Consider the following 18,929-nt stretch of genomic DNA (forward strand, 5'->3'; position numbering starts at 1 on the left):
TATTTTCGGAAATGTGGTGAGTGTATGGATCCAATTTTGGAGCGCTACCAGGCGCTTGAGGATAAAATAAAGCTCTATAACCCCCGGCTGGACACCAAGCGGCTGTACGAGGCCTTTTCCTACGCGGACAACGCCCACTCCACCCAGAAGCGCAAGGACGGCTCCCCCTATATCACCCACCCCCTGGCGGTGGCGGAGATCGCCGCGGACCTGGAGCTGGACACCGACTCCATTATGGCGGCGCTGCTCCACGACACGGTGGAGGACACCAGCGCCACCTATGACGACGTGGCCAAGCTCTTTGGAAAGAGCGTGGCGGATCTGGTGGACGGCGTGACCAAGCTGACCCAGGTGAAGTATATCTCCAAGGAAGAGGAGCAGATGGAGAACCTGCGCAAGATGCTCATGGCCATGGCCAAGGACATCCGGGTGATCCTGATTAAAATCTGCGACCGGGTACACAATATGCGTACCATGCAGTACCAGTCCCCCAGGAAGCAGCGGGAGAAAGCCCTGGAGACCATGGAGATCTACGCCCCCATCGCCCACCGGCTGGGAATGCAGCGGGTGAAGTGGGAGCTGGAGGATACCTCTTTGCAGTACCTGGACCCGGTGGGGTACAAGGAGATCTCCGAGGAGCTGGCGGCCCGGGCCGCCGCCCATGAGGAGTTCATGGCCTCCATCCAGAAGCGGATTGAGGACCGGCTGGCGGAGGAGCACATCAAGGCCACGGTATACGGCCGCATTAAGCACGCCTACTCTATTTACCGCAAAATGTACGGCCAGAACAAGACCATGGACGAGATCTTTGACCTGTATGCTTTCCGGGTGATTGTGGACGACATGAACGACTGCTATAAGGTGCTGGGCTGCGTCCACGATATGTTCAAGCCGGTGCTGGGCCGGTTCAAGGACTATATCGGCACCCCGAAGCCCAATATGTACCAGTCCCTCCACACCACGGTCATCGGCCGGGAGGGCCTGCCCTTTGAGGTGCAGATCCGCACCTGGAATATGCACCATACGGCGGAGTACGGCATCGCCGCCCACTGGAAGTACAAGCAGGGCATGGCCAACACCGCCCTGGGCAGCGAGACCGCCTTCGAGTGGGTGCGAAAGCTGCTGGAGGCCCAGCAGGACACCGACGCCGAGGAATTTCTCCGCTCCATGCGGGTAGACCTGTTCGCGGACGAGGTCTTCGTCTTCACGCCGAATGGGGATATTATCAACCTGCCGGCGGGGGCCACCCCCATCGACTTCGCCTACTCCATCCACTCCGCGGTGGGCAACACCATGACCGGCGCCCGGGTCAACGGGCGCATGGTGCCCTTTGACGTACACCTGCAAAACGGGCAGATTGTGGAGATCATCACCTCCAAGTCCGCCCACGGCCCCAGCCGGGACTGGATGAAAATCTGTAAATCCAACGAGGCCCGCAACAAAATCCGCCAGTGGTTCAAGCGGGAGCGCCGGGAGGAGAACATCGCCACCGGCCGCTCCGCTTTCGAGTCGGAGCTGAAGCACATGGGCCTGTCCCTGGCGGTGATTACCCAGGAGGACGTGCTGCCCCACGTGCTGAAGAAGGTGCGCTTCAACAGCCTGGATGAGCTGTACGCCGCCATCGGCTACGGCGGCATGACCGCCCAGAAGGCGGTGGTGCGCATCAAAGATGAGCTGGCCCGGCTCAGCCGCCTCCAGGCCGAGCGGCTGGCCGCCGCCCGGGCGGCGGGGGAGCAGGAGTCCCTCCACCCCGCGGTAAAAAAAGATCCGGCCAGAGAGCCGGAAAAGGTGCCCAGATTCTCCGACTCCGGCATTATTGTGGAGGGGCTGGACAACTGCCTGATCAAATTCGCCAAGTGCTGCACCCCGGTGCCTGGGGACGAGGTGGTGGGCTTTATCACCCGGGGGTTCGGCGTGTCGGTCCACCGGGCGGACTGCCCCAACTGTATGCCGGAAAAACGCCGGCCCGAGGAGGCCGGCCGGTGGGTGAAGGTGAGCTGGGCCGCCGGAGAGCAGGCCACCTACAAGACCGCGCTGGACCTGTCCGCCAAGGACCGGGACGGCCTGACCCTGGACGTGGCCATGGCCCTGTCCACCGCAAAGGTGAAGGTGAATACCCTCAACTCCCGGGCCCTCCCCGACGGACACGCCTTTGTCTCCATCGTGCTGGAGGTCAAGAACCAGGAACAGCTGGCCTCGGTGATCAACAAGCTCAACCAGATCCAGAGCGTCTATCAGGTCAAGCGGACCACCGGCTAATCATCCCTAAACTTTTTGCCATGGAGGCGTAATTGACATGGAAAACCGCTTTGTCCCCCTGCTGCTGGGGGCGGACATCAACGTATACAGCATGGCCCGGGCCTTTCACGAGGCTTATGGCGTAAAGACCGTGGCCTATGGCATGTACCCCTCCGGCCCCTGCGTGGGCAGCGGCATCATCGACTACCGGGTGTGCCCCAACAACGACGATCCCCAGGTGGTGCTGGACAATGTGAAGAAGACAGCGGCGGAATTTTCCGACCGGAAGGTGATCGTGCTGGGCTGCGGGGATAACTACCTCACCTCCATCGCCTGCAACCTGCCCCGTTTCCCCAAAAATGTCATCGCCCCCTATATCAGCCTGGAGCGGATGGAGCAGCTCATCCACAAGGAGCGGTTTTACGCCCTGTGCGACCAGTACGGCATTGACCACCCCGCCACCTTTGTGTACAAAAAGGGCATGGGGCACGACTTCAAGCTCCCCTTTGACGGGCCCTTTGTGGTAAAGCCCGCAGAGTCCGCCACCTATTGGGACCACCCCTTCGATACCCAGAAAAAGGCCTACGTCCTCCAGACCCGGGAGGAGGTAGACCGGGTGGTAGACGAGATCTACGCCCACGGCTACCAGGACTCCCTGATCATCCAGGACTTTATCCCCGGGGACGACAGCTTCATGCGGGTGGTGACAAACTACTCCGGGGAGGACGGCAGGGTCCGCCTGATGTGCGTGGGCCACGTGCTGCTGGAGGAACACACCCGCCACGGCATCGGCAACCACGCCGTCATCATCACCGAGCACGAGCCAGAGCTGTGCGGCAAGCTGCGGCACTTTCTGGAGGACATCGGCTACACCGGCTTCTCCAACTTCGACGTAAAGTATGACCAGCGGGACGGGAAATTCAAGGTCTTTGAGATCAACACCCGCCAGGGCCGGAGCAATTACTATGTCACCGGCGCGGGGTATAACCTGGCCCGCTGGCTGGTGGAGGACCGGATCGAGCACAAACCGGGCGCGCTGGTGGTGACCAAAAACCGCCACCTGTGGCGGGTCATCCCCCAGAGCGTGGCCTATGACTATATCCCCGCTAAATTCCACCAGGAGATGAAGACCCTGATCCAGCAGGGGGCGGCGGTGAACCCCCTGTTTTACAGGGCGGACAAAAACCTGATCCACAAGCTGCGCGTCCTCAAGGACCAGTGGCGGTATAAAAGGCGCTACGCCAGCTCTATGGAGAAGGCCAACTAAGAACTTGGATTTACAGCGCCAGACAGCCCAGGGAGAGGCCGGCGCGCAGGGCCACGGCGATGAGCTGATCCTCCCGCAATGAGTCCGCGTATGCGCGGGAGGTAATGTAGCCGTTCAGATGCTCCAGGCCCTCGGGGGTAAGGTGCTCCTCCAGCCAGGCGCGGTGGGTGCGCTGGTCCTGGCGGTACTCCTCAGATTCATCGTCCTCCTCAAGGTGGTTCTGGGCGGCAGCGTAGATTTGGGAAAACAAGTCGCGTAAGATTGCTTTCATGTTCATGGTAAATTGCCTCCTTTGTGTTGCCTTACAGATGGTTTTGGAAGGGAATTTGATTTCGGTTTCTCCCCTGACGGGCGGGGGTGGGGGGTGAACAATCCTTTTGGGTTCTCCACTCCCAGCGCGTCCGCGATCCGAATTGCGGTCAGGACGCCGGGTTCGCTTTTGCCGTATTCAATATTCTGGTACTGTGCCTTGCTGATATTTGCTTCCTTGGCGACCTGAGCCTGCGTCTTGTCGGACTGTTTGCGGGCCGCCCGCAGCATCAGATTCATTTGCTCCTCTCTTTCACGGCATAACCTAATAAATTAGGCTATTCTGATAGTAACACATAATTTCTTAGGCGTCAACATCCTGTTCAAATAAAATTGGAGGCATTGCATCATGCAGTTAAACGAAGCCTTCCGGCGCGCGCGGAAACAGAAAAAGGCAACACAGGTGCAAGCGGCGAAAGCGGCCGGTGTCTCTGAGGCGATGTATCAATTTTATGAGTATGGGAAAAGCGAGCCAACGGCCTCTGTTCTCATCGCCCTTGCGGATTACTTTGATGTTTCCCTGGACTACCTGGTGGGACGGAGCGATGACCCGGCCCGGCGTTGACTGGGGTTCATGTTCACGGTGAATTACCTCCCTTATTGCCATCTTATAATGTTCCGTACAGACAGATTTAAGACTATTTTTTATTTTAACTCTAAATAGTAGCGCCGTATGGTGATTTATAGTATAATGAGTTGAGTCAAGGTTGTCAAGGAGAATCGCATGAAAATTTTGGCGCAGCGTCTGAAAACAATTCGCCGTCAACGAAAAATAAGACAAGAGGTGGTAGCGGAGGCCCTTGGACTTGCAGTTACCACCTATCGCCGGTATGAGGGCGACCAGAGAGAGCCCATGGCCCCCACCATTGCGGCCATGGCGGACTATTTTCAGGTGAGCGCGGACTATCTGCTTGGGCGGACAGACCGGATGGAGGGAGCAATGGCGGAGAAAAAAGAAGCCCGTTTGGGCATCCTGGGCGGCATGGGCCCCCAGGCCACCCAGATTTTTTACCAGCGGATTTTGGACATGACGGACGCGGCCACGGATCAGGCCCACGTGCCCACGCTGATTTTCAGCGACACCAAGATGCCGGACCGGACCACCGCGATTTTGGGCGGGGACGCGGAGGCCTGCTACCAGCGGCTGCGGTTCGGGGCCGGGCTGCTGGCGGAGGGGGGCTGCACGGTGCTGGCCATCCCCTGCAACACCTCCCATTACTTTGCCGACCGGCTCCAGGGGGACGTGCCGGAGCTGAAGCTGGTCCATATGGTGCGGGAGACCGTGGGGGTGCTGGCCAAATCGGGCCGGAAGCGGGTGGGCATTCTGGCCACCGACGGCACGGTGGGCACGGGGATCTATCAAAAGGAGTGCGAGGCAGCGGGGCTGGAGTGCCCCCCGCTGCCCAAGTCCGTCCAGGCCCTGGTGATGTCCATCATCTACGACGAGATCAAGCGGGGGGAGAAGGGGTCCCGGGAGAAGTTCGCCGAGATCGACCGCTGCCTGCGCACGAAGCTGAACTGCGACGGGGCGGTGCTGGGCTGTACGGAGCTGTCGGTGTACCGGGCGTGGCACGGCCTGCCGGAGTACTACCTGGACGCCATGGACGTGCTGGCCCAGCGGGCGATTTCCGCCTGCGGCTACCCCCTGCGGCTGGTGTGATTGACAGGAGGGTTCTGGTATGCCGTCAAAGCTGCCCCACTACGCGCTTCGCATTCCAACGGAGGTTATGGATAAGCTGAAATACATCGCCGATCGCTCCGGCCGGTCCGCCAACAAAGAGATCGAGCAGCTCATTCTCCGGCATATTGAGGCATGGGAAAAGGCCAACGGTCCGATTTTGTTTGACGACGGCTTTGTCCCCCGCTCCCGGCAGAAAGGAATATGAGAAAAGCCGGACGCTGACGCGTCCGGCTTTTTTAGGCGGGGGTGGGCGGAAGAGATCGAAAGGGGCGCACAGGGCGGGGAGCTGAGCGCTCCAGCTCCCCGCCGGAGTGTACCGCTATATCTGCTGGTGAACAAAAACCGGCGCTACAGCCAATCCAGAACCACATCTTTCAGTGTGGACGGGGTGACCGTATTGCGGAGCAGACATGAGGCCAAATCGCCGATGCGTTTTATGTCTGTGGTGATATGGGGGATCTGAATCGATTCGCTTTTCTCCAGCGCGGTAATTTTAATCCCATAGCTCTCACAGGCAAAGGCACCCTCGATGTCCATCTGGTCCACCAGGATATAGTAATCAAAGCGGTGGAGCTGGCCAATTTCATCCCGCTCCTCCTGCCGCCCGACGTACAACTCCTTCATAGTTCAGATCTCCTCCTTAAGATTCAGATCTCGTGGCCTATTATAATTGATTTGGGGGAGACAGGAAAGAATTTTCTGCCGACAGAAACCGCAATGATTCTACACAAGTCGACAGGAAGACAGGAAGAATTTTCGGTTTTTACAGGGAAGAGACACGAAAAACAGGAAATTTTGCTGAAGCGGGTCGAACGATTTTGTCCCCGGGGTGGTATTTTTTGTGCCTTGTCCCGAAAAAGCCGGTCTGCTATAGTCTAGAGCGTACAGACAACAGATCCGGTTAGGAGGCTTTTATGTCAGACAAGTTTTACCTGCGCCCGCTCTCCAGGGCGGTGCTATGCTTCGGCAGCCGGCTGAGCGGCCTGACGCTTACGGCGGCGCTGGTGGTCCAGGTGTGGGCGGACGCGTCCCACCGGCATCTGGCCCTGCTGCAGAGCTACGCCGCCGAGCTCACCACCCTGGCCCTGGTCCCCCTGGCCGCCGGCCTCGCCGGCGCTCTGCTGCTGGAGGACATGCTGCGCCGGCTGGATACATAAAAATGACGGATCTAGTTGCTTTTTTTGAGGCTTTATTGTACAATAGAGATAAGAAAAGCCGCCCGGGGCGTATGCCCGAAGACCAGGACTCAGCGGCAAAAGGAGATGGCGCAGATGGGATTCTTTCGTGACTTAGAGGAGGAAGAGTACACAAAGAAGCGCGCGTACCTGATCAAGTATGTGGCGCACAGCGGACTGGTGCGGTTTGCCCTGGAGCAGGACAGCTGTGACCCCGCTTTCAAGACGATTCTGGGAGAATATACGGACCTGCCGCTTACCTATTTCCGCACGCCTACGGATGAGGCCCAGCGGGTGATTATGTATGAGATGGTGGGGAAGCTGCTGCGGAAGTCAGGGTGCGAGGAGGCCGTCGCCCAGAGCGGCGTGACGTACTTTGTCACGGCGGACAGGGTGAAGGGGGAGGCGACAAAGGGACTGCTGGCCTGTGACAAGGGAATTTTGCACAACTCAGTGGGCACGAAATTTACGCCTAGGGAGGAGATCGCGGGCTTTTCCGCGGACAAAAAGGGCTGGATCTGCGTAGAGCGCAAAGAGAAACTGCCGCTGTACTTCAGCGGGCTGGACAATAAACCGGCGAGGGCGGAGTCAGAGCGGTTTTTGAGCCTGCTGCGGGCGCTGTACTGCTGACAGGCGCCGCCCCGCCCATCTGCAGATTGGCAAGGAGGGTATTATTTATGGTTCCATTAAAGCCCAACAAGATGATAGAGCGGGAGATTGAGCTGGCCGCCAAGGGGACCGCGTCCTACATGGGCCGGGAGGAGCGGGACTGCCTGCGGCGGGCCGCAGCGGCGGAGGCCGCCTTCCGGGCCGCCAAGGGATACGAGCCGGACACCCTCTGGCGCCGCCTGCGCCGGCGGCTGAAGCGGAAAAAGGGAGGGAGCCAGTGAGCCGAAGCGAAAAGGGCTTTTGGTGCTGCCCGCTGGGGAATGTCGTCCTGATTGCCGTCGGTGTGTTTTGGGCGTTCCCAAGGAGGGATTGAGATGAGGAGGCGCCGCTTGGCTTTCCCCGCCCTGGCCCTTTTGCTGGCAGTGACAGGGGCTGTCCTGGCGCTGTACCCCCGACCTGCCGGGACGTGGTACCGCTGGTCCGGGGAAATCACGGATTTGGGCGTGTCAGAGGGGCTGCGCCGGTACTGCGCGGTGCTCCGGCTGGAAGTTATCCCGGGGGAAATGGGGGGAATTGGGCGGCGTGTGTCGGTGTACGCCGGGTTGAATCAAAACTGCTCTGTGATTTCCGGCAGCGAGGTCATGACCCAGGACATCACCTTCCCCTCCGGCAAAAAGACACGGCGGGAGACCGTATTGGAGGCTCCGCAAAAGGGGAATGGCTGTGGCTATGAGATTGCGATTTCCCCCAAAGCGGACCGGCAGGTCGTGACCATCAGCTTTCAGTTTGTGGAGGGAATGGGGCGTGAGGAAGTGGATTTCTTTGGACTGCTTCGGTATCCAAAGGCCCGGCGGGGGATTTGGGGTATCTGGCTGCCCCTGAACCGCGCGCCGCTGCCCTTTGGCGTTGAAGATGAGAAGTGCCAAACCGATGTTATCTACGTCTCCAAAGAGGCGCTTGTATTGTGACGGGAGGAGTTCCCTATCGTCATGGCGTCCGTCAAAAACGTGCCGTCCGGCGGTTGCCGGGCGGCACGTTTGCAATTTCTTAAGCCTGGGCCAGGCGCTGGGCGATGACCCGGGCGGCCTTGACGCCGGAGGCGCCGGCCTGGGCCAGGCCCCGGGTGACGCCGGCGCCGTCGCCGATGGCGAAGAAGCGGGGGAGGGCGGTCTCCAGCTCGCTGGACAGGGCCAGGCGGGAGGAGTAAAACTTCACCTCCGCGCCGTAGAGGAGGGTGTCGTAGTTGGCAGTGCCGGGGGCGATCTTGTCCAGCTGGTAGATCATCTCGATGATGTTGTCCAGCTGCCGCTTGGGCAGGGCCAGGGACAGGTCCCCGGGGACGGCGGCGGTGAGGGTGGGGCGGACAAAGGACTTGCTCATCCGGTGGGCATTGGAGCGCCGTCCCCCCACCAGATCCCCGAACCGCTGCACCAGCACCCCCCCGGCCAGCATATTGGACAGGGAGGCGATGTGCTTGCCGTAGCGGTAGGGCTCGTTAAAGGGCTGGGTGAACCGGTTGGACACCAATAAGGCGAAATTAGTGTTCTCGCTGCGCAGGCTGGGGTCGGAGTAGGAGTGGCCATTGACGGTGTTGATCCCCTCCACATTCTCCGCCACCACATGGCCGTAGGGATTCATGCAGAAGGTGCGCACCTGGTCCCCATACCCCTTGGTGCGGTAGACCAGCTTGGACTCGTACACTACGTCGGTGATGTGCTCAAAGACCTTGGCGGGGAGCTCCACCCGCACGCCGATGTCCACCTGGTTGTTAATCAGGTCCAGGCCCAGGTCCTTGCACTGGTTGGCGAACCACTCCGCCCCGGAGCGGCCGGGGGCGGCGATGAGCCAGGCGCAGTCCACCCCGTCCCCTCCGGCGGTGATAAGGCGGTAGCCCTCCTCCCCGCGGCGCTCAATGCGGGTGACCTGGGTGCGGAAGCGGAAGTCAATCCGGTCCTTCATGGTTTCATAGATGCTCTGGAGAATTTTTAAGTTGTTCTCCGTGCCCAGGTGCTTGCAGCGGGCCTGGAGGAGGTGGAGATCATACTCCAGCGCCCGCTTTTCCAACGCCTTGGCCTCCGGCGTGGCGGTGGAGAAGACCTGGGTAGTGGCGCCGTGGCGGACGTTGATGGAGTCCACATAGTCGATGAGGTCCATGACCTCCCGGCTGTCCATAAAGTCGGTGAGCCAGCCGCCGAAAGCGGTGGTAAAGTTATATTTTCCGTCGGAAAAGGCCCCAGCGCCGCCGAAGCCGCACATGGTATCGCAGATATTGCAGTGAACGCATTCCTTGACCTTCCCCGCTACAATCGGGCAGCTGCGGGTGTAAATGTCGGCCCCCTGGTCCAAAGTGACCACCTTGAGGGAGGGATTCTGGCCCATGAGCTCATACCCGGCGAAGATGCCCGCCTCGCCGCAGCCCAGAATAGCCACATCACAGCGTGTGTTCATGGTAATCTCTCACTTTTCGTCGTATTTGGGGACGGCTCACGCCGGCTTCCTCTGACAGTATACCAGAAGGCCTGCGCGATTACAAATCTATTCGTCCCCGGCGGGGGCGGGGGTGAGGTCAATGCCGGTGTAGTACCACTTCAAAATTTCGTCATAGGTCTGGCCCTGCTGGGCCAGGGTGTTGGCGCCGTACTGGCTCATGCCCACCCCGTGGCCGTAGCCGGTGACGGAGAAGGTAAAGGTATCGCCGGCATAGGAGAGCGTAAAATTGGCCGAGCGCAGGCCGAAGAGGGCGCGCAGCTTCCCCCCGCCAACGGTCACGCCGCCGACGGTGAGGGTGCCCACCCCGCCGGCGGAGTTGGGGGTGCGCTCCCCCAGCCAGGAGGCGGGGTCTCCCTCCAGCTGGGCGTCGGGGTAGGCGGAGAGGAACTTGTCCTTGAATTCCCGGGCGGTGAGGGTGACGGTGGAGTGGTAGTTGGGCACACCCTCCCCCTCGGGGCTGTCTACGCTGGTGAGATAGGGCACCGCGTTGCCCCATACCTCCACCGCGTCCACCGTCCGCCCGGCGGCGGAGGAGAAGAAGACCGCGTCTATGAGCTGTCCGCCGTACTGGGCCACCACGCCGTCGGTGCCGGCCACGGCGGTCTGGACCTTCACGGTGTAGGCCGGGGCCTGCTCCCCCCAGTTGGCGGCGGCCTGCTCTGGAGTGATGTAGGCCTGGCAGCAGGTGTGGTCGGTGCAGACGTTGGCGTCCGGGTGGGCGGCGGTGGCCCGGTCCATCTTCCGGGCGGCGTAGGTCCGGGCGGCCACCGCCTGGGCCTTGAGGGCTTCCAGCTCAAAGGAAGCGGGCATCTCGGCGGCCACGACGCACCACAGATAGTCCCCCATGTTCATGGCGCGCACCGTGCCGTCCGGCAGCTGGACCTGGATCTGCCGCTCCTGGTCCAGGGGGCCGGCAGGGACCGGGGTGGGAGAGGGGGAGACGACCGTGCGGTCCAGGGGGAGGGTGGCCTGGGGCTCCGGCGTGGCCTGGGTGGAGCCGGTGTCCAAAAAAAAGAGGGGGAGCAAAAACAGGAGCAGCAGTAAAATGAGGGCCGTGGCAACCACTTGTTTCATCGGTAAAACCTCCCGTGGGATATCGTTGCGGACTGCAAGGAAAACCCGATTAAAATTCAAAATGGGCGGGGCGGGAATCAGGAAATATACAAAGGATATGGGGCGAAAAGCCGTTGATTTGTGCGCAAGCATAGTTGACGGCCCAAACTTTAGTATGATAAAATGATAAGAAAAAAATGGGAGAGGGAGTTTGGGAATATGCAGGATACGCAGTGGGGCGCTGGGCGCTTTGTAGAGAGTTTATGCGAGGAGTACCGGAGACATAACTACATCGACCCGGAGTATTACGAGCGGTGGGGAGTGAAGCGGGGCCTGCGCAACGCGGACGGCACCGGTGTGCTGGCCGGGGTGACCCAGGTGGGCAACGTGCTGGGCTACTACGTCCAGGACGGGGAGCGCTACCCCGCCGACGGCAAGCTGATCTACCGGGGCATCAATGTGGAGGAGCTCATTGAGGGCTTTGTGCGGGAGGGCCGCTTCGGCTTTGAGGAGACGGCCTATCTGCTGCTCTTCGGCGACCTGCCCGGCCGGGAGCGGCTGGAGCAGTTCAAGCAAATCCTGTCGGAGAGCCACACCCTGCCCCCTATGTTTACCGAGGACATGATTCTGAAGGCCCCCAGCCCCGATGTGATGAATAAGCTGGCCCGCAGCGTGCTGGCGCTGTACTCCTACGACAGCAATCCGGACGACCTGTCCCTGTCCAACCAGCTGCGGCAGGCGGTGGAGCTCATCGCCCGGGTGCCGGTGATTGTGGCCCACGCCTTCGCGGTAAAGCGCCACTACTATGACAACGAAAGCCTCTACCTCCACCGGCCCCAGCCCGGGCTGGGGGTGGCGGAGAACTTCCTCTACGCCGTGCGCCATGACAACCAGTTCACCGACCAGGAGGCCAAGCTGCTGGACCTGTGCCTGGTGCTCCACGCGGAACACGGCGGCGGCAACAACTCCGCCTTTACCTGCCGGGTGCTCTCCTCCTCGGGGACGGATATGTACGCCGCCATCGCGGCGGCGGTGGGCTCCCTGAAGGGCCCCCGCCACGGCGGCGCCAACCGGAAGGTCATGGAGATGTTCCGCTTTATTGAGGAGGGGGTGAAGGACTGGAGAGACGACGAGGAGGTCAAGCACTACCTGGGCCGTATTTTGAAAAAGGAGGCGGGGGACGGCTCCGGGCTCATCTACGGCATGGGCCACGCCATCTACACCCTGTCAGACCCCCGGGCGGCGCTGCTCAAGCGCTTTGCCAGGGAGCTGGCCCAGACCAAGGGCATGGAGGAGGAGTTCGCCCTCTTCGAGGCGGTGGAGCGCCTTACCCCCGGGGTGCTGGCCCAGGTGAAGGGGGAGAAAAAGGTGGTGTGCGCCAACGTGGACCTGTTCTCCGGCCTGGTGTACAAGATGATGGGCATCCCGGAGGAGCTGTACACCCCCCTCTTCGCCGTGGCCCGTATGGTGGGCTGGTGCGCCCACCGGCTGGAGGAGGTGGCCGGGACGGCCAACCGCATCATCCGCCCGGCCTACAAGGCGGTGGCGCCGATGCGCACTTTCGTTCCTCTGGCTCAGCGGCAATAGAGAGAATAGAGAACGCCCGGCCTGCGGAAACGCTGTTTCCGCAGGCCGCTTTTTCTGAGGGGCAGGTCAGCCTCCGCCGGAATACAGGGGCAGGGAGATGACAAAGCTGGTAAAGCTGCCGTTGGACTCCGCCCGGATGGCGCCGCCGTGGTGCTCCACGATCTCCTTGGCGATGGCCAGGCCCAGGCCGGCGCCGCCGGTGCGGGTGGAGCGGGCGGCGTCCAGCCGGTAGAATTTTTCAAAGATGTTGGCCAGCTCCCCCTCGGGGATCTCCAGCCCCTGGTTGGAGATGATGATCTCCACGTTTTCCCCCTCCCGCAGGGCGGAGACGCGGATCTGCCCCCCGGGGGCGGAGTAGTTGACAGCGTTGCGCAGCACGTTGTCAAAGACCCGGACAAGTTTGTCCGGGTCGCCGAGCACCACTAGGTGGTGCTCGATTTCCACCTGACACACCAGCTCTTTTTCGGAGAAAATGGGATAAAACTCGTCAGCCAGCTGCTCCAGCAGGACGGTGAGCTGAATGGGCACCAGCGCGCCGGGGTTGATGCCCAGGTCCATTCGGGTGATGTCAAAAAATTCCCCCAGCAGCTCCTCCAGACGCTGGGCCTTGTCCAGCGCGATGTTAGTGAACTTGGCCCGCTGGGCCTCGGTGAGCTTTGGATCGTCCTGAAGCAGAGTGAGATAGCCTACGACAGAGGTGAGCGGGGTTTTCAGGTCATGGGCCAAAAAGGCGGTGAGATCCTGCCGCCGCCGCTCGCTCTCCCTGGCGGCGGCGTCCCGGGCCAGGAGTTGCCGGCGGATGTCCTGCAAATCCTCCTCCAGAGGCTTGAGCTCCTTGGGGAGGGAGATCTCCCTGCTGGACTGGCCGGCCACCTGCCGGGTGGCGGAGCGGATCTGGTCCAGCCAGCGGGTGAAGCGGCCCATGGCCAGATAGAACGCCGCCAGCATCAGCAGCACAAGGCCCAGAATGATGTAGAGCATTTTATAGTTGCGCACATAGTGCTGATAGGCGTCCAGGGCCACCTCGGCGGTCTGGCCGAAGAGGTGGGAGGCCACCCAGAGGAAGATCCGGGCGAAGGCGTCCTGAAACAGGCCGTCCACCAGAAACTCCAGAATGAACAGCCCGGCGGCGCTGGCGCCTACCGCCCCCACCACCACAAAGAGAAGCATTTTTAATTTCAGCCGGGTATAACGGTGCTGCGTCATAAACGTCCCCTTTCCGCCGGAAAACGGCCAAATGCGGGATATGTCCCTATTATAAAGGGCCGGCCCCGTCTTTTCAAGGGGGGCCGGCCCGTCCTTGCTTTGCGGGATGAAATGGTGTACAATAATGGAAGAAAAAACCCTGAACATTCCAAAAGAAGTGGGGGAACCGAACATGAGAAAGCAACTGGCATCGGCGGCACTGGTCCTGACCCTGGCGCTGGGGCTGGCCGTCCCCGCCCAGGCGGCGCCCAAGAGCAGCTATACCTCTGCCGGCGGGTTCACCGTCAACGTGACTCCCGCGCCCGCCGCCCTGGCGGACAGCTATCACAGAGGAGAAGGCGTCTTCGTAAAGGAGGAGAACAAGACCTATACGTTCTACGACGTCAAGGGCAACACCCTGGGCACTGGATCCGGCTACACCCTGATGGGGCATTTTCACGACGGGCGGGCCCCGGTGAGGGCTTACGACCCCAACACCGCCGAGGAGCGCTACGGCTACATTGACAAAACCGGCGCTGTGGTGATCTCCGCCCAGTTTGACAACGCCAACGTCTTCAATAGCGGCCGGGCCATCGTGAAGCAGGGCGATAAGCAGTTTTATATCGACACCGCCGGAAAGCGGGCGTTCTCCGAGGAGTTTATTGACTGCTATGACTTCAGCGACGGGATTGCCGTGGTTACGGTACCGGCGCAGTATACCGGCAACGGAGGGGAGATGCGTGCCAGGCACGGCCGGTTGATCGACACCAGCGGCAGCGTTGTCTATGACTTCCCCAGCGAATGGTTTGATTATGCCCCTGCAGGCATGAAAACCGGCACCTACCAGCGGGATACGGTTGCGCTTTGCGGGATACAGCAAAACCGGCTCCGGGAGGGCTGGCTTCCCATAAAGGACGAGAAGGAGCAGATCGTCCTGATGGACAAAACCGGCGCCCGGCGGGCCCTGCCTGAGTTGAACGGGGCGGGGCTGGTGGCCTATCTGGGCAGTGACCGCCTTCTGGTGCAGAAAAACGCCATGCAGGCCATTATAGGCATGGACGGCGCCATGCTCCTGCCCTATCTCTATCCCTACATGGACTTGAGGTGTGAAGATAACTTTCTCTATGGTGTGACCAGACTCACAGATGGTATGTCGCATGGGATTATTGACGCCACCGGCAAGATGGTGGTCCCTGTGGGCTGGGGGGACGATGACGGCAGTATTGGTGAACTGGTGGACGGCATGGCCATCGGCTGGGAGTGGGACTATACCGGCGCAGTCACAAAGAATACCTATATTTTCTGGACGTCGGACTGTCCCTACGGCCCCGGCGCGTCCGGACAGAAGCCCACCACCCCGCCCCAGCCGGAGCGGCCCAAAAATCTGGCCTACGCCTCCACTCAGACAGTGCAGGTGGACGGGAGACCGGTGGAGTTCCAGATGTACGCCTTGAAGGACGCCAACGGGAACGACACCAACTATGTGAAGCTGCGGGACGTGGCGGCGACGCTGAACGGCACCGGAGCGCAGTTTGAGGTAACCTGGGACGGAGCGGTGAACATCGTCACCGGGCGGTCCTACACCGCCGACGGGTCAGAGATGTCCACCCCCTTCTCGGGGAACCGGGCCTATACGGTGCCCGCCGCGGCCACCAAGGTGAACGGCGCGGCGGCCAATCTGGAGGCCATTGTCCTCACCGACGATGGGGGGAAGGGCTATACCTACTATAAGCTCCGTGACCTGGGAACCGCCCTGGGCTTCACCGTGGGGTGGAGCGGGGAGCAGGGTGTGTTTATTCAGACTAGGTAAACCGGCGGAAAAGCGGTGCAGCAGAATGCTGCACCGCTTTTTCGGGCGTTGTGGAGAAATTCGGCCCGGCGGGAGATTTTCCCCAAAAATCATGGCAAATCCCGTGCTTTTTTCCAGGGAGTATGGTATACTATTAAAATCCGTCTGGGACTTGTCTGCCCTGGCGGGAAAAGCGCCCCTTTTGAAAGGATGCCTGATATGCGAAAAGAGTGGATATTTCCTGGGACGGCGGTGCTGCTGGGCGCCGCCGGGTTTGGCCTGCGCCGTTGGGAGCGGGCCACCGCCTTTGAGCCGGAGACCGGCCTGGTTACGCCGGGGATGCCCAGCACCATGGCGCTGCTGGCGCTGTGCGCGGCGGCGGCTGCCCTCTGCGCCCTGCTGGGGTACAGCCAGCGCAGGGGCTGGCAGGAGGATTATGACGAGGCCTTTCAGGTGGAGGACTGCTTCCCCTATCTGATGGGAATGATCCTGTCGGCCTTCCTGCTGCTGGCGGGGACCGTTTTGGAGATGATCGACATACTGCGCGTGTTGGTGGATTACCAGGCGGCCCGGGCGGCCGCGGGGCCCCTGGAGGGGGTGCCCAATCCCCTGCCGGGACTGTTTCTGCCGGCTTTGCGGGCGGGATTGGCCATGGCGGCGGCGTTCTGCATTGCAGCGGTGGGGCGCAGGCGCTACCGGGGGGAGCAGGTGGGCAAATACAGCGGCCTGCTGCTGACGCCGGCCTATTTTTGCTGCGTATGGCTTATCTCCGCCTACCAGCCGCGGACTGCCGACCCGGTGGTGGAGGACTATATCTATGAGCTGCTGGCCATTATCTGCGCCCTGCTGGCCTGCTATTATCTGGCGGGCTTCTCCTTTGAGAGGCCCAAGGTCGGCCGGACTGTCTTCTGCTGCCTGCTGGCCATCTGCCTGTCCATGACCACCCTGGCGGACGGCCACAGCTGGGCCTATGTGGCCTTTTACGCGTTTGCCATCTGCTACAGCGCCCTTTCGGCGGCGTTTTTGCTCCGGGGGGCCAGCGCCAGCAGCTGGCCCAAGGTGTTCAGACGCGAAACCTGGCAGCGGAAGAAAGAAGAGCAAGAAAGAGAGGATAACCCCAATGAAGCATCCTGACACATTTTATATCACAACACCCATCTACTACCCGTCGGACAAGCTGCACATCGGCCATACCTACTGCACCGTGGCCACCGACGCCATGGCCCGGTACAAGCGGCTGAAGGGGGATAAGGTCCTCTTCCTCACCGGCACGGACGAGCACGGCCAGAAGATTGAGGACAAGGCCAGGGAGGCCGGCATTACCCCCAAGGAATTTGTGGACAATATCGTCTCTGCCCCTGGGGGGATTCTGGATTTGTGGAAGCTGATGAACATCTCCAACGACCGCTTCATCCGCACCACCGACAGCTACCATGAGCAGTCCATCCAGCGGATTTTCAAGCGGCTGTATGAGCAGGGGGACATTTATAAGGGCAAATACGAGGGCAAGTACTGCAAGCCCTGCGAGTCCTTCTGGACCGAGACCCAGCTGGTGGACGGCAAGTGCCCCGACTGCGGCCGGGAGGTGGCGGACGCCCAGGAGGAGGCGTACTTCTTCAGGCTGTCCAAGTACGCCGATCGCATCCAGGACCTGCTGGAGAACACGGACTTTCTGGAGCCCCGCTCCCGGGTCCACGAGATGGTGAACAACTTCATCAAGCCCGGCTTGGAGGACCTGTGCGTCTCCCGGACCAGCTTCACCTGGGGGGTGCCGGTGGACTTTGACCCCGGCCATGTGGTCTATGTGTGGATTGACGCGCTGTCCAACTATATCACCGCCCTGGGCTATGAGAACGGACAGTACCAGGATTTTGAGACCTTTTGGCCCGCCGACGTACACTTTGTGGGCAAGGAGATTGTCCGCTTCCACGCCATCATCTGGCCCGCCATCCTCATGGCCCTGGACCTGCCTCTGCCCAAGAAGGTGTACGGCCACGGCTGGCTGCTGTTGGACGGCGGCAAGATGAGCAAGTCCAAGGGCAATGTGGTAGACCCGGTGATTCTGGCCCAGCGGTACGGAGTGGACGCCCTGCGGTATTTCCTGCTGCGGGAGTTCCCCTTCGGCTCCGACGGCAACTTCTCCAACGAGGCGCTGATCAGCCGGATCAATATGGACCTGGCCAACGACCTGGGCAACCTGCTGTCCCGGACGGTGTCCATGGCGGGCAAGTACTTTGCAGGCGGCCGCCTCCCGGCGGAGCAGGCGGAGGGCCCGGAGGACGGGGAGATCACCGCCCTGGCCGCCTCCCTGCGGGACCGGTACGAGGGGGAGATGGAGAAATACGCCTTCCAGAACGCCCTTATGGAGGCCTTTAAGGTGATTGCTCGGGCCAACAAGTATATTGACGAGACCGCCCCCTGGGTGCTGGCCAAGGACGAGGCCAACCGCCCCCGGCTGGCCCGGGTGATGTACAACCTGCTGGAGTGCCTGCGCCTGTCCGCGGTGCTGCTCACCCCCTTTATGCCCCAGTCCTGCGGGAAGATCTTTGACCAGATCGGCGCCGGGCCGGAGCTGCGCACTTGGGAGAGCGCCGGACAGTTCGGCGGCCTGCCCAAAGACGTGACGGTGGAGCGGGGGGAGAACCTGTTCCCCCGCATCGATGTGCAGAAGGAGCTGGCCGAGCTGGAGGCCGCCGCCGAGGCGGCGAAAAAAGCCGCCCTGCCCCCTCTGGAGCTGGAGCCCCAGCTGGAGGAGACGGTGGACTTTGACACCTTCGTGAAGAGCGACCTGCGGGTGGTGAAGGTCAAGGACTGCCAGAAGGTGAAAAAGAGCAATAAACTCCTGTGCTTCACCCTGGACGACGGCACCGGCATTGACCGGCAGATCCTCTCCGGCATCGCCATGTACTACGAGCCGGAGGCCCTGGTGGGCAAGACCCTGGCCGCGATTGTCAACCTGCCCCCCAGAAAGATGATGGGCCTGGAGTCCAACGGAATGCTCCTGTCCGCCGTCCACACCGAGCGGGGGGAGGAGCGGCTGAACCTGATCATGCTCAGCGACGCAATCCCCGCTGGGGCGAAGCTGTGCTGACGCTCCCTTTATCAGACAGAGACGGAGGACCGCGAAAGAGCGGTTCTCCGTTCTTTTTGAGGTTTTTGGGGCTCCAAGGGGCCCTGGGCAGGCGGGCCGCCCCACGGGGGCGGGGAATTTGCCCTCGCCGGGCGGGCCGCCTGCGCGGCGGGCGCCAGGGCCCTTTCCCGAAAGGGCCCTGGACCTAAAGGGCCAGAGGGGGGATCATCCCCCCTCTGGACTCCCCCAAAGCCGTGGACAGGCGGCCTCTGAATTCATCGGACACGAAACAAAATAGCTGTGCCCGCCCCGACAAGAAAATAGACAAAACATGTAAGCCCGCGTCGTATACAACGCAAAACTTGACAGTCTAAGCAATTCAAATACGCTGTCCGACGGCCGCCCTGCTGGTTGTGTTGCAACTAACTCCGTGGCGGCCGTCAGATCCGGTTGTTGAATCGCTGGAGCGTTCAAGT

19 protein-coding genes are annotated in these 18,929 nt (G+C 61.3%); 13 read left to right on the forward strand and 6 right to left on the reverse strand.

Translation table 11 applies throughout. From position 1 onward, the window contains the following. The first annotated feature begins 24 nt into the window (after positions 1-24). Both D1159_RS03375 and D1159_RS03380 read left to right on the forward strand, forming a co-directional pair. Positions 25-2,259: a bifunctional (p)ppGpp synthetase/guanosine-3',5'-bis(diphosphate) 3'-pyrophosphohydrolase gene (locus D1159_RS03375; protein ID WP_161844288.1), complete on the forward strand. Its 2,235-nt coding sequence runs from the start codon at positions 25-27 to the stop codon at positions 2,257-2,259. A 37-nt stretch (positions 2,260-2,296) separates the two neighbouring features. Then, complete coding sequence (locus D1159_RS03380) at positions 2,297-3,505, forward strand: ATP-grasp domain-containing protein (RefSeq protein ID WP_161844289.1); 1,209 nt, start codon at positions 2,297-2,299, stop codon at positions 3,503-3,505. A gap of 10 nt (positions 3,506-3,515) precedes the next feature. Here D1159_RS03380 and D1159_RS03385 read toward each other — a convergent pair whose 3' ends face one another. Next, positions 3,516-3,782 carry a hypothetical protein gene (locus D1159_RS03385; RefSeq protein WP_161844290.1) on the reverse strand — a complete coding sequence of 89 codons (267 nt, stop codon included), beginning with the start codon at positions 3,780-3,782 and terminating at the stop codon, positions 3,516-3,518. Next, a complete protein-coding gene (locus D1159_RS03390; protein ID WP_161844291.1) occupies positions 3,779-4,054 on the reverse strand; it encodes a helix-turn-helix transcriptional regulator in 276 nt (91 codons plus the stop codon). Before D1159_RS03390 ends, D1159_RS03385 begins: the two co-directional genes overlap by 4 nt. 109 nt (positions 4,055-4,163) lie before the next feature. Between D1159_RS03390 and D1159_RS03395 the strand changes: the two genes are divergently transcribed. The 3 genes from D1159_RS03395 (at position 4,164) to D1159_RS03405 (ending at position 5,700) form a co-directional block, all read left to right on the forward strand. Next, positions 4,164-4,379 carry a helix-turn-helix transcriptional regulator gene (locus tag D1159_RS03395; protein ID WP_161844292.1) on the forward strand — a complete coding sequence of 72 codons (216 nt, stop codon included), beginning with the start codon at positions 4,164-4,166 and terminating at the stop codon, positions 4,377-4,379. Between the two features lie 159 nt (positions 4,380-4,538). Then, a complete protein-coding gene (locus tag D1159_RS03400; RefSeq protein WP_161844293.1) occupies positions 4,539-5,474 on the forward strand; it encodes an amino acid racemase in 936 nt (311 codons plus the stop codon). 19 nt (positions 5,475-5,493) lie between these two features. Further along, positions 5,494-5,700, forward strand: coding sequence for an Arc family DNA-binding protein (locus D1159_RS03405; protein WP_161844294.1), 207 nt, complete (start codon positions 5,494-5,496; stop codon positions 5,698-5,700). Between the two features lie 143 nt (positions 5,701-5,843). Here the strand turns inward: D1159_RS03405 and D1159_RS03410 are convergent, their stop codons facing one another. Next, positions 5,844-6,119, reverse strand: a complete 276-nt coding sequence (locus tag D1159_RS03410) for a DUF6514 family protein (RefSeq protein WP_161844295.1) — start codon at positions 6,117-6,119, stop codon at positions 5,844-5,846. A 290-nt stretch (positions 6,120-6,409) separates the two neighbouring features. Here D1159_RS03410 and D1159_RS03415 point away from each other — a divergent pair, with 290 nt between their 5' ends. The 4 genes from D1159_RS03415 (at position 6,410) to D1159_RS03430 (ending at position 8,247) form a co-directional block, all read left to right on the forward strand. Continuing rightward, entirely contained in the window at positions 6,410-6,652 is a 243-nt protein-coding gene (locus D1159_RS03415; protein ID WP_161844296.1) for a hypothetical protein, read from the forward strand. 114 nt (positions 6,653-6,766) lie between these two features. After that, on the forward strand, positions 6,767-7,300 hold the full coding sequence (locus tag D1159_RS03420; RefSeq protein ID WP_161844297.1) for a hypothetical protein: 534 nt from the start codon (positions 6,767-6,769) through the stop codon (positions 7,298-7,300). Between the two features lie 47 nt (positions 7,301-7,347). Continuing rightward, positions 7,348-7,560 carry a hypothetical protein gene (locus D1159_RS03425; protein ID WP_161844298.1) on the forward strand — a complete coding sequence of 71 codons (213 nt, stop codon included), beginning with the start codon at positions 7,348-7,350 and terminating at the stop codon, positions 7,558-7,560. 93 nt (positions 7,561-7,653) lie between these two features. Then, complete coding sequence (locus D1159_RS03430; protein WP_161844299.1) at positions 7,654-8,247, forward strand: hypothetical protein; 594 nt, start codon at positions 7,654-7,656, stop codon at positions 8,245-8,247. Between the two features lie 79 nt (positions 8,248-8,326). Here the strand turns inward: D1159_RS03430 and D1159_RS03435 are convergent, their stop codons facing one another. Further along, positions 8,327-9,727, reverse strand: coding sequence for an NAD(P)/FAD-dependent oxidoreductase (locus tag D1159_RS03435; RefSeq protein ID WP_161844300.1), 1,401 nt, complete (start codon positions 9,725-9,727; stop codon positions 8,327-8,329). Positions 9,728-9,814: 87 nt separating this feature from the next. Further along, the gene (spoIID, locus tag D1159_RS03440) at positions 9,815-10,843 is read right to left on the reverse strand and encodes a stage II sporulation protein D (RefSeq protein ID WP_161844301.1); all 1,029 of its coding nucleotides are present in this window, start codon (positions 10,841-10,843) and stop codon (positions 9,815-9,817) included. Positions 10,844-11,041: 198 nt separating this feature from the next. Here spoIID and D1159_RS03445 point away from each other — a divergent pair, with 198 nt between their 5' ends. Further along, entirely contained in the window at positions 11,042-12,409 is a 1,368-nt protein-coding gene (locus D1159_RS03445; protein WP_161844302.1) for a citrate/2-methylcitrate synthase, read from the forward strand. Between the two features lie 66 nt (positions 12,410-12,475). Here the strand turns inward: D1159_RS03445 and D1159_RS03450 are convergent, their stop codons facing one another. Then, entirely contained in the window at positions 12,476-13,615 is a 1,140-nt protein-coding gene (locus tag D1159_RS03450) for a HAMP domain-containing sensor histidine kinase (protein WP_243152090.1), read from the reverse strand. Between the two features lie 172 nt (positions 13,616-13,787). On the opposite strand from D1159_RS03450, the gene D1159_RS03455 reads away from it, so the two are divergent. From D1159_RS03455 to metG, 3 genes are all read left to right on the forward strand, one after another. Further along, positions 13,788-15,404, forward strand: coding sequence for a WG repeat-containing protein (locus D1159_RS03455; protein ID WP_161844303.1), 1,617 nt, complete (start codon positions 13,788-13,790; stop codon positions 15,402-15,404). 198 nt (positions 15,405-15,602) lie between these two features. Beyond that, positions 15,603-16,517, forward strand: a complete 915-nt coding sequence (locus D1159_RS03460) for a hypothetical protein (RefSeq protein ID WP_161844304.1) — start codon at positions 15,603-15,605, stop codon at positions 16,515-16,517. Beyond that, positions 16,504-18,474 (forward strand): methionine--tRNA ligase, encoded by a 1,971-nt coding sequence (gene metG / locus D1159_RS03465; RefSeq protein WP_161844305.1) that lies wholly within the window; start codon positions 16,504-16,506, stop codon positions 18,472-18,474. The genes D1159_RS03460 and metG overlap by 14 nt, the downstream gene beginning before the upstream one ends. The last annotated feature ends 455 nt before the right edge of the window (positions 18,475-18,929 follow it).

Origin of the sequence: Pseudoflavonifractor sp. 524-17 (assembly GCF_009935845.1) — a bacterium.
Taxonomy (GTDB): Bacteria; Bacillota; Clostridia; order Oscillospirales; family Oscillospiraceae; genus Pseudoflavonifractor_A.